A 9355-nucleotide genomic window follows, 5' to 3' on the forward strand; every position below is an offset into this window, starting at 1 on the left:
TGGATTCCATGTTTATTTAAGTAAGCATTTCATACAAAGAAGGATTTTCAAAAGTACACAAAATTATTGACACTCTCAGGGAATGATTAGAATGCTTAAAATTGATGGTCATACGCATACTGAGTTATGTCCTCATGGCAGCCATGAGAAGACACGAGCGATGATTGAAAGAGCAATTGAGCTTGGTTTTGACGAATACTGGATTACTGAGCACGCGCCGATGCCAAAAGACTTTGTTCAACGATTTGCCGGTCCAGCTGACGATTGGCAAACGGAAGGACTTAGCTGGGAGCAGGTTGACGATTATCTAAACTTAGCTGATCAGATGAAAAGCGAGTATGCCGGCCAGATCAAGATCAGTATCGGTTTTGAGATTGAGTATCTGGCGGGCTTTGAAGAAGCGACGCGCGCCTTTTTGGATCAATACGGAAAAAATACCCAGCACAACATCTTATCGGTGCATTATCTTCAAGATGATCAAGGAAAGTTTTGGGGGATTGACTACTCCATAGATGAGCTGCAGGCTGGGTTTGCCAATGAGCTGAAGACGCCGCAGCTGCTATATCAGCGTTATTTAAAAACGGTCTTGGCCAGTGCCCGCTGCGATTTGGGAAGTTTTAGTCCCGATAAGCTTGGCCATATCAGTCTGATCAAAAAATATCAAGATTATTTCAGTCTGCCGGAAGCTTTTGATCAGTCATGTCAGCGGCTGATTGATGAGATCATGGCCACTGCCAGCAAACGGCAGCTGAGCTTGGATTTTAATTCGGCTGGTCTTTACAAAAAATACTGCAATGATTTTTACCCAGGCATTCAGATTGCATTGGCAGCATTAAATGCCGGAGTACCGCTGATTTTTGGATCGGATGCGCATGGTGTTGATGAGGTTGGTCGTGGCTGGCACGGTATGAAAAATTTTTTAAAAGTTCTTGACACTCTTAAAAGATGAGAATAATATAACTACAATACCAAATGAGTCTCATTGTTTTTTAATGGTAATGAACCGGAGAGTAGCTATCGTGGATTATTAAGAGAGTCTCGCAAAGTTGGGAAGAGATTGATTGCGATAGTGAACCACACCGGTGAGCCGACCAGCTGAAAGGTTATAAGTAGGCTGTTCCGGGACCACTCGTTATCAGGGCTGAATTTTATCCAGCATGAGGATCGTTTCGCAAGGGGCGATCGAATTTGAGGTGGGACCACGCGAAAAGCGTCCTCTTTGTCCAGATGGGCAGAGAGGACGCTTTTTTATATAAAAAATAAATGAGCAAAAAATGAGAGGAGGCATTATCATGATGAGCAGCATTGCTTTACCGGCTGGCTTGCGCGATCAGTTTGGCACGGAGGCAGAATCAAAGGATCAAATCAGTGCCTGGCTGATGAAAAATCTGCGCAGTCGTGGTTATCGACGCATCATTACGCCAATCGTGGAGCGACGGGATCTGTTTGCCGAGTTCAACATGCAAAGTGAGCAGTATCGAGTGATTGACCCGGCTGGCGATGAGTTGGTCTTGAGACCGGATCTGACCTTGCCGGTTGCCCGGTTCTTGGCAACGACCAACGTTAAGCTCCCCAAAAAAATTTATTATCTGGGTGAGCGGTTTCAAGCGGCACCTGAGCTTTCAGGCGGGCAAAACGAACAGACGCAGGCTGGCATCGAATTAATCGGCTATGGTTCATTGAAGGCAGAAATGGAAGGTGTGATCTTAATGCATCAGCTTAACCGCCATCTGCTGGACAACCAGTTAACGATTGAGCTGGGACACGCCAGACTGGTTGATACGATTCTCGATGCGCTTGAACTGGATGAAGAACTGCAGCAGCAATTGGCCCAGGCACTTTATCATAAAAACTTTCCGGCCTATGAAAAGCTGCTCAGACAGGTTGATGCCCCTCAGACAATGCCGTTTCTGCGTAAATGGCCATGGCTGTTTGGCACGTTGGCGGAGGTCAACGACATGTTGGCAGAAGTCAAGGTTCCTGAGCCGGCCTGTCCGTTACTTGGTCAACTCAAGACGGTGGCTGAATTCGCTGGTGAGCTGGCTGATCAGCAGGTAATTGTCGATCTCAGCAGTGCGGTGCCGCAAAAATACTATACGGGTATCGTTATGAAAGGCTATGTGGAAAAGACGACCGGTGCCTATTTAATCAGCGGTGGACGCTACAACCGTCTTTTGGCCAACTTTCAGTCACAGTTGGAGCCCGCGGTTGGCTTGGGAATCAACATTGATGCCTTGGCCGAGGCGACAGCACTCAAACCGGTCAAAAAACAGCCGGTCTTTGTCTACGCGCCGTTTGAGCTTCTCGGACAGGCGGCAGCATTGGTTGAAAAGCACGGCAACTATTCGCTGGCTTTGGCTGATTCGTTGCAGGAGGCTCAGCAGCAGGCCCAAACAGCGGGGGTAAAACTGGTCGCCTTGGATGCTAAAAAGGGGATGAAGGAATGCTGAGAATCGCACTGACCAAAGGAAGAGTTGAAAAGAAGTTCATTCCGCTTTTGCAGCGATGCAATATTGACTGTCAGCCCTTGATCGATAAGCAGCGCCGCTTAATTATCAATCTGGGTGATCAGTATCAGATCATTCTGGTTAAAGGTGAAGACGTCTGCACCTATCTAAGAAAAGGAGCGGTTGATCTGGGCGTCGTGGGCAGCGATGTTTTAGAAGAACAGGGTGCCGATGAGCAGGTAAATGAACTGTTGGATTTAAACACTGGTCGCTGTAAATTTATCGTTGCCTCAAAAAGCGATTTTGACTGGAACCAGCCGCGCCGTAAGGTAATTGGCACCAAGTATCCCAACGTGGCGCGCCGCTGGTTTGCCAGCCAAGGTGAAGACGTCGAGATCATCAAGATTGCCGGCTCGGTTGAACTGGCACCACTGACTGGCTTGGCCGATGCCATCGTTGATCTGACTGAAACTGGAACAACGCTGCGGGTTAATCACTTGGTCGTTCATGACTGGCTGGACATAATCACGAGTCGGCTGGTGGCTAATCCGGTTGCCTTAAAGCAGAAGCGTGATGAGATATTTACATTGACGAATCAATTAAGACAGGCGATGGAGGAAGAGTATGATGAAGATTTACGAAAAGTCACTGAATGAAATGAAAAAAATCATTGCTCGCTACACTGAACAAACCATTGATTTTGAAATCGAAAAGACCGTCAGCGAGATTATTCAAAATGTAGCACAAAACGGTGACCAAGCAGTTCGCGACTATGAGCGCAAGTTTGATAGTGTCAACCTGGCAGATTTTTCCATTCCGGCCTTTCAGCTTGACCAGGCCTTGGATTCAATCGATGAAGACTTACGGGCGGTTTTGGAACTGGCTAAGCAAAACATTACCAGCTTCCACAAACAAGAAATTGAAAACAGCTTTGTTGATGTCAGCACACCAGGAATCATGCGCGGTGAAAAGATTACGCCGCTGGCCAGCGTAGGTCTGTATGTGCCAGGCGGAACGGCAGCCTATCCATCAACTATTCTGATGTGTGGCATTCCGGCTAAGCTGGCTGGAGTTAAACGGATTGTAATGGTAACGCCACCACAGCCAGCCGGCATCAATCCCGCGGTCTTGGCAGCTGCCAAACTGGCCGGAGTCGATGAGGTCTATCAGGTTGGCGGTGCTCAAGCCATTGCTGCTTTAGCCTATGGCACGGAAACCATCCCCGCTGTCGATAAGATTATGGGCCCCGGCAACATCTTCGTGGCAACGGCTAAAAAGCAGGTGTTTGGCAAGGTAGCCATTGATATGGTAGCCGGTCCATCTGAAATCGGCATCCTGGCTGATGAAAGTGCCAATGCCAAAGAAATCGCGGCTGATCTTTTGTCACAAGCTGAACACGACAAGCGGGCCCGGGCCATGCTGATTACCAACAGCAAGTCGCTGGCCGAGGCCGTTTCTAAAGAGATTGAACGCCAATTGAGTGCGTTGCCGCGTCAAGAGATTGCACGAACTTCCATTGAGGATCGCGGTTTTATTGCAGTGATGGAAAATACGGCTGAGATGTTTGAATTGATGAACGACGTGGCTCCGGAACACTTGGAGGTTCAATTGAAAAATCCAACGCAGTACTTGGGCCTGATCAAAAATGCCGGCTCAGTGTTCCTGGGCCGCTACGCCAGCGAGCCTTTGGGTGATTACGTGGCCGGACCAAATCACGTGCTGCCAACTGGTGGAACAGCACGCTTTGCTTCACCGTTGGGGGTTTATGATTTTGTCAAGCGGACTCAGTTCATTCAGTTTGATCGTCAAAATCTTAAAGCTGATCTCAAAGCCATTACCAAGCTGGCACGCACGGAAGGCTTGGAAGCTCACGCCCGCGCTATTGAAGCCAGATTTGACAAGGAGGACTGATCAGATGCGCAAAGCAACGATAAACCGAGCTACGAAAGAGACGCAGATCAAAGTCGCGCTGAATCTTGACGATCAAAGTCAGGTTGCCATTAATACCGGCGTGGGCTTTTTTGACCACATGCTGGAGCTGTTTGCCAAGCACGGCCGCTTTGGCTTAGTCGTGGAGGTCAAAGGAGATCTGAACGTTGATGCTCATCACACGGTTGAAGATACCGGCATCGTCTTAGGGCAGTGCTTTAAAGAAGCATTAGGCGACAAGGCGCAGATTGAGCGCTATGGCAATGCCTTTGTACCAATGGATGAGACGCTGGCACAGGTTACGGTTGATTTAAGCGGCCGTTCCTATCTGGTATTTGATGCCGAGCTGACCAATCCACGGCTAGGCACCTATGAAACGGAAATTACCGAGGACTTTTTCCAGGCGCTGGCCTTTAATGCCGAGATGAATCTGCACGCCAGAGTATTATATGGCCGCAACACGCACCACAAGATTGAAGGATTGTTCAAGGCAACGGCCCGCGCGATGCGGCAAGCGGTTACGATCAATCCAGCCATTCAAGGAGTTAACTCAACCAAGGGGATGATTTGATGATCGCGGTAATCGATTATGGAGCAGGCAACGTCTTTAACGTGCTCAAGGCCTGTCGATACCTAGGCCGAGAAGCTGAACTGACGGCTGACCCACAAAAAATATCGCAGGCGGATGTGGTGCTGTTTCCAGGCGTGGGAGCATTTGGCGCGGCCATGACTCGCTTAAAAGAAACTGGGCTCGATCAAGTCATTAAAAGCACGGTTGCCAATGGAACGCCGTTTTTGGGCATCTGCCTGGGCATGCAGCTTTTGTTTGACTCGTCAACCGAATTCGGCAGTGTAGCGGGCCTGGGCTTGATTCCAGGACAGGTCGTGCGAATTCCCGATGATGATGGTCAAAGAATCGTTCCGCAGGTGGGATGGAATCAAAACGAACTGCAACGGCCGGAAAGTATTTTTAAGTCGATCGATCGGCAATATACCTATTTTGTTCATTCTTATTATGCCAAATGTGCTGATGAATATATCGTATCAACGGTTGACTATGGCGTGGCCGTGCCAGCAATCGTTCAAAAAGACAACGTTTATGGTTTCCAGTTTCACCCTGAAAAAAGCGGTCAAGTTGGGCTGAATTTGCTGCAAACATTTTTTGAAAAGGCGGTGAAAGCATGATTTATCCAGCAATTGATCTTCAAGGCGGCAGCAGCGTGCGGCTCTATCAAGGCGACTTCAAACAAGAAACGCTGGTCAGTGCTGATCCAATCAGGCAGGCGCGCTTGATTAGAGAGGCCGGCATCGGTGGGCTGCATCTGGTGGATCTGGATGGCGCTAAGACCGGTCAGCCACAGAATTTTGAGCTGGTAAGTCAGATCGTTAAGGTATTTGCTGGTGAAACCGAGATTGGCGGCGGTATTCGAAACGAGCAGACGATCAGGCGCTACCTAAAAAGCGGGGTTGATCGCGTTATTCTTGGTTCGGTAGCCCTAAAAGATCCTGAATTTACCAAGCAGATGCTGGAAAAATTCGGCAGTCGGGCGATTACGATCGGTGTTGACGGTCGTGACGGTCAAGTAGCGACTGATGGCTGGCTCAATCAGTCCACGACTTCAATGGCCGATCTGATCGCGGTGATGACTGCTGCTGGGGCCAAGCGTTTTATCGTTACTGATACGGCAACGGACGGTACGCTGACGGGGCCAAATATCGAACTGCTGCAAGGCTTGCAGCAAAAATTTCCTGAGACGCGGATCGTGGCATCAGGCGGCGTTGGCAGTCTTGATGATCTGAGAAAACTTAATCATGCTGGTTTAAAAGACGTGATCGTTGGCAAGGCGATTGCAGCGGGCAAGGTAACCTTAGAGCAGATTGCGGAGGTGAATGAGAATGCTGGCTAAACGAATCATTCCGTGTCTGGACGTAGCTGATGGCCGAGTGAAAAAAGGCGTTCATTTCGTCAACTTAAAAGATGTCGGCGATCCGGTTGCAATTGCGGCGGCATATGAAAAACAAGGCGCTGATGAACTGGTTTTTTTGGATATCACGGCAACCAATGAAAAGCGGCAGACCATGAGCAGCGTGGTCGAGGCGGTATCCAAACAAGTCTTTATGCCGCTTACGGTTGGTGGCGGCATTAAAAATCTGGCCGACATGGGGCGCATGCTAAAGGCTGGAGCTGACAAAACCGCGATCAACTCAGCAGCGGTTGTCAACCCACGACTGATCAGCCAGGGCGCCGAACGATTTGGCAGTCAAGCCGTTGTGGTGGCGATTGACGTTCGGTGGGATCCAGTAGTCGGCAAATATTTTGTCTATACGCATGGCGGTCAGCAAAAGACGGATCTTGAGGCAGTTGCCTGGGCTAAAAAAGCCGTTGAGCTGGGTGCCGGCGAACTGCTGATCACCAGCATGGACTGCGATGGGACTAAAGATGGCTTTGATCTCAAGCTTTACCAGACGATTGGCCGTGTCGTCAACGCGCCGATCATTGCTTCTGGTGGGGCCGGTAAGATTCAGGATTTTGTTGACGTATTTGAGCAGACACCAGTGACGGGAGCTTTGGCCGCCTCGGTCTTTCACTTTAAAGAACTGACGATTCCGCAGGTTAAGCAGATGCTGGCTAAGAAAGGGGTGCCGGTTCGTCAATGAAACCCGATTTTTCAAAAATGAATGGTCTGCTGACGACGGTGGTAGTTGATGTCACTACCAAAGCCGTCTTGATGGTCGCCTGGATGAATGAGGAAAGCTTTCAAAAAACGCTGGCTAGTGGTGAGACGTGGTTTTGGTCTCGTTCCCGCAAAGAGCTTTGGCATAAGGGAGCTACCAGCGGCAATACGCAGCGGGTGGTCAGCATGACGCTTGACTGTGATGGCGATACGCTTTTGGTAACGGTTGATCCAAAAGGGCCGGCTTGTCACACTGGCCGATCCAGCTGCTTTTTTAACCCGATTGAATTAACGAAAGAAGGTAACCTAAATGACGCAACAGAATCTTGAAGAACTTTATAACCTGGTCAAAGAACGAAAAGAAAATCCAATTGATGGCTCGTATACTGACTATCTCTTTAAAAAAGGCCTGGATAAGATCTTGAAAAAAGTTGGTGAAGAAACGACTGAGGTTATCGTTGCCGCCAAAAACAGTGATCCGGCTGAACTGCAGTATGAAACGGCTGATCTGCTGTATCATTTAATTGTTCTGCTCGTTGAATGCGATCTGCCATTTGAAAAAATCAAAGAAGAACTGGGCTCGCGCGTTGGTCAGATGAGCCAGTTTAAGGATCGTGCCCCAATCAAAAAGCTTTAGAGGTGATCCGATGAAAGAAACGATTAAGCAGCTGGCAAGCTATGTGCCGCCAACGCCGACCGAGACGATTGCCAAGCGATATGGTCTTAGCCGCGTTGCCAAGCTTTCGGCCAATGAAAATCCATACGGGACCTCGCCTAAGGTTGCAGCCGCGGTTATTGACGCCGTGCAGCAAGGGAGTGGCAATTGGTATCCAGACGGCAATGCGACTGAGCTGCGAGCAATGATTGCTCAAAAATTGGGCGTTAAGGCAGAAAACATTGTCTTTGGCTGTGGCTTGGATGAGATTATTACTCTGGTTTCAAGAGTTTTTTTGGAATCAGGGGATGAGATCTTGGTTGCTGAACCGACGTTTTCCGAATACGGCCTCAATGCTCAGATTGAAGGCGCGACCATCAAAAGCGTGCCGATTGATTCTCAAAGCGGCGCCAATGATTTAAATGCTTTTTTAAACAACATTACGCCAAATACCAAAATGATCTGGCTGTGCAATCCTAATAATCCGACTGGTGGGTATAATGAAACAGCAGCGCTGCGTGATTTTATGACTCAGGTTCCTAAAGATGTTTTGGTGCTGATCGATGAGGCATATATTGATTTCGTCAGGTCAGCACAACCAGCCTCGGCATTGTCGCTGCTTGAAGAATTTGACAACGTGGCTGTTTTAAGAACTTTCTCAAAGATCTATGGGCTGGCCGGCTATCGGGTTGGCTATATCATTGCTGATGATCAGCGGGTACGTTATCTGCAGACGGTGCGCCTGCCATACAACCTGAATACTCTATCACAGGTGGCGGCTTTGGCTGCTTTTGCTGATCAAGAGTTTGTCGAGCAGGTAGCGGCTAAAAATGCAAAAGAGCGTGATAAATGGGAGAAATTTTTAAAGCAGCACCATATTTTCTATTATCCCAGTCAAGCTAATTTCATCTACTTTAAGGTGCCGGATGCTGATCAGCTAGCTGAACGCTTCTTGGAAAACGGGTATCAGATTCGCACCGGATTTGCTGCTGACTGGCTGCGGGTAACGATTGGCCTGCCGAATGACAATCTGGCGATGCAGCAGATTATGGCTGATTTTTTGAATTAAGAGTTCGGATTGACTGCTTTGTTTAGACAAGGCAGTTTTTCTGTTTTAATTGAAAATAAGCTGATTGATTAAGCAGCTATCTTAAAAATTTGGATGTCTGATTTTTATTTTTCAAGACGTCTCTATTTGAAAAAACGATGATTTATTCTTAACTACTGCCAAAAAGTTCAACATTTCCGTTACTAAACAAACGATTTACTTAATCAATGTTCATGTTTCTTAAATAAATCAAAAAAGTTTGTTTTTTGTCGTTGACATTTGCTTGCGATCTCGGTATATTAGATAACGTTGTCGCGGCGATGAGTTGCTGATCACTTGAGATCAACGGATTTTCGCCAAATTACCAAGAAAAATTGATTAAAAAAGTTCTTGACAGGTAGTTGACAATTTGTTAAACTGATAAAGTTGCTTATTTAAAATCGCAACTTGGTAGACCTTTGAAAACTGAATACAGTTTCGACGAACACAAATGTGCAGGGTCATCAATTATTACGATTGATGCAAAAAACATTTGCGAAGTCAATTCGCTTAATTTAAATTTGAGCTTTTCAAGTTCTTATATTTTATATGAGAGTTTGAT

General features: G+C 47.6%; 11 protein-coding genes and 1 other annotated feature. All 11 genes read left to right on the plus strand.

Going from position 1 to position 9355, the window contains the following annotated elements; genetic code table 11:
* Nucleotides 1–91 precede the first annotated feature (91 nt).
* Complete coding sequence (hisJ, locus tag QOS03_RS08555) at nt 92–949, plus strand: histidinol-phosphatase HisJ (RefSeq protein WP_283576110.1); 858 nt, start codon at nt 92–94, stop codon at nt 947–949.
* Nucleotides 950–989: 40 nt separating this feature from the next.
* Nucleotides 990–1221, plus strand: a binding site (T-box leader).
* Between the two features lie 71 nt (nt 1222–1292).
* Nucleotides 1293–2450: an ATP phosphoribosyltransferase regulatory subunit gene (locus QOS03_RS08560; RefSeq protein WP_283576111.1), complete on the plus strand. Its 1158-nt coding sequence runs from the start codon at nt 1293–1295 to the stop codon at nt 2448–2450.
* A complete protein-coding gene (gene hisG / locus QOS03_RS08565) occupies nt 2444–3103 on the plus strand; it encodes an ATP phosphoribosyltransferase (RefSeq protein ID WP_283576112.1) in 660 nt (219 codons plus the stop codon). The genes QOS03_RS08560 and hisG overlap by 7 nt, the downstream gene beginning before the upstream one ends.
* Nucleotides 3075–4358 (plus strand): histidinol dehydrogenase, encoded by a 1284-nt coding sequence (gene hisD, locus QOS03_RS08570; protein ID WP_283576118.1) that lies wholly within the window; start codon nt 3075–3077, stop codon nt 4356–4358. The genes hisG and hisD overlap by 29 nt, the downstream gene beginning before the upstream one ends.
* Nucleotides 4359–4362: 4 nt before the next feature.
* Nucleotides 4363–4947 (plus strand): imidazoleglycerol-phosphate dehydratase HisB, encoded by a 585-nt coding sequence (hisB, locus tag QOS03_RS08575; protein ID WP_056968395.1) that lies wholly within the window; start codon nt 4363–4365, stop codon nt 4945–4947.
* Nucleotides 4947–5561, plus strand: coding sequence for an imidazole glycerol phosphate synthase subunit HisH (gene hisH, locus QOS03_RS08580; RefSeq protein ID WP_283576113.1), 615 nt, complete (start codon nt 4947–4949; stop codon nt 5559–5561). The genes hisB and hisH overlap by 1 nt, the downstream gene beginning before the upstream one ends.
* Nucleotides 5558–6283 (plus strand): 1-(5-phosphoribosyl)-5-[(5-phosphoribosylamino)methylideneamino]imidazole-4-carboxamide isomerase, encoded by a 726-nt coding sequence (gene hisA, locus QOS03_RS08585; protein WP_283576114.1) that lies wholly within the window; start codon nt 5558–5560, stop codon nt 6281–6283. The genes hisH and hisA overlap by 4 nt, the downstream gene beginning before the upstream one ends.
* Nucleotides 6273–7034, plus strand: coding sequence for an imidazole glycerol phosphate synthase subunit HisF (hisF, locus tag QOS03_RS08590; protein WP_283576115.1), 762 nt, complete (start codon nt 6273–6275; stop codon nt 7032–7034). The genes hisA and hisF overlap by 11 nt, the downstream gene beginning before the upstream one ends.
* Complete coding sequence (gene hisI, locus QOS03_RS08595; RefSeq protein WP_283576116.1) at nt 7031–7381, plus strand: phosphoribosyl-AMP cyclohydrolase; 351 nt, start codon at nt 7031–7033, stop codon at nt 7379–7381. The genes hisF and hisI overlap by 4 nt, the downstream gene beginning before the upstream one ends.
* Nucleotides 7362–7688: a phosphoribosyl-ATP diphosphatase gene (gene hisE / locus QOS03_RS08600; protein ID WP_272208261.1), complete on the plus strand. Its 327-nt coding sequence runs from the start codon at nt 7362–7364 to the stop codon at nt 7686–7688. The genes hisI and hisE overlap by 20 nt, the downstream gene beginning before the upstream one ends.
* 10 nt (nt 7689–7698) lie before the next feature.
* Nucleotides 7699–8775, plus strand: coding sequence for a histidinol-phosphate transaminase (hisC, locus tag QOS03_RS08605; RefSeq protein ID WP_283576117.1), 1077 nt, complete (start codon nt 7699–7701; stop codon nt 8773–8775).
* Nucleotides 8776–9355 lie beyond the last annotated feature (580 nt).

It is taken from the genome of Limosilactobacillus pulli, assembly GCF_947381555.1.
In the GTDB taxonomy this organism is placed as follows: Bacteria; Bacillota; Bacilli; order Lactobacillales; family Lactobacillaceae; genus Limosilactobacillus; species Limosilactobacillus pulli.

Coding starts and splice junctions, on each gene's coding strand:
- hisF (WP_283576115.1), top strand. CDS start 6,273: ATGCTGGCTAAACGAATCATTCCGTGTCTGGACGTAGCTGATGGCCGA.
- hisE (WP_272208261.1), top strand. CDS start 7,362: ATGACGCAACAGAATCTTGAAGAACTTTATAACCTGGTCAAAGAACGA.
- hisA (WP_283576114.1), top strand. CDS start 5,558: ATGATTTATCCAGCAATTGATCTTCAAGGCGGCAGCAGCGTGCGGCTC.
- hisB (WP_056968395.1), top strand. CDS start 4,363: ATGCGCAAAGCAACGATAAACCGAGCTACGAAAGAGACGCAGATCAAA.
- hisG (WP_283576112.1), top strand. CDS start 2,444: ATGCTGAGAATCGCACTGACCAAAGGAAGAGTTGAAAAGAAGTTCATT.
- QOS03_RS08560 (WP_283576111.1), top strand. CDS start 1,293: ATGATGAGCAGCATTGCTTTACCGGCTGGCTTGCGCGATCAGTTTGGC.
- hisC (WP_283576117.1), top strand. CDS start 7,699: ATGAAAGAAACGATTAAGCAGCTGGCAAGCTATGTGCCGCCAACGCCG.
- hisJ (WP_283576110.1), top strand. CDS start 92: ATGCTTAAAATTGATGGTCATACGCATACTGAGTTATGTCCTCATGGC.
- hisH (WP_283576113.1), top strand. CDS start 4,947: ATGATCGCGGTAATCGATTATGGAGCAGGCAACGTCTTTAACGTGCTC.
- hisD (WP_283576118.1), top strand. CDS start 3,075: ATGAAGATTTACGAAAAGTCACTGAATGAAATGAAAAAAATCATTGCT.
- hisI (WP_283576116.1), top strand. CDS start 7,031: ATGAAACCCGATTTTTCAAAAATGAATGGTCTGCTGACGACGGTGGTA.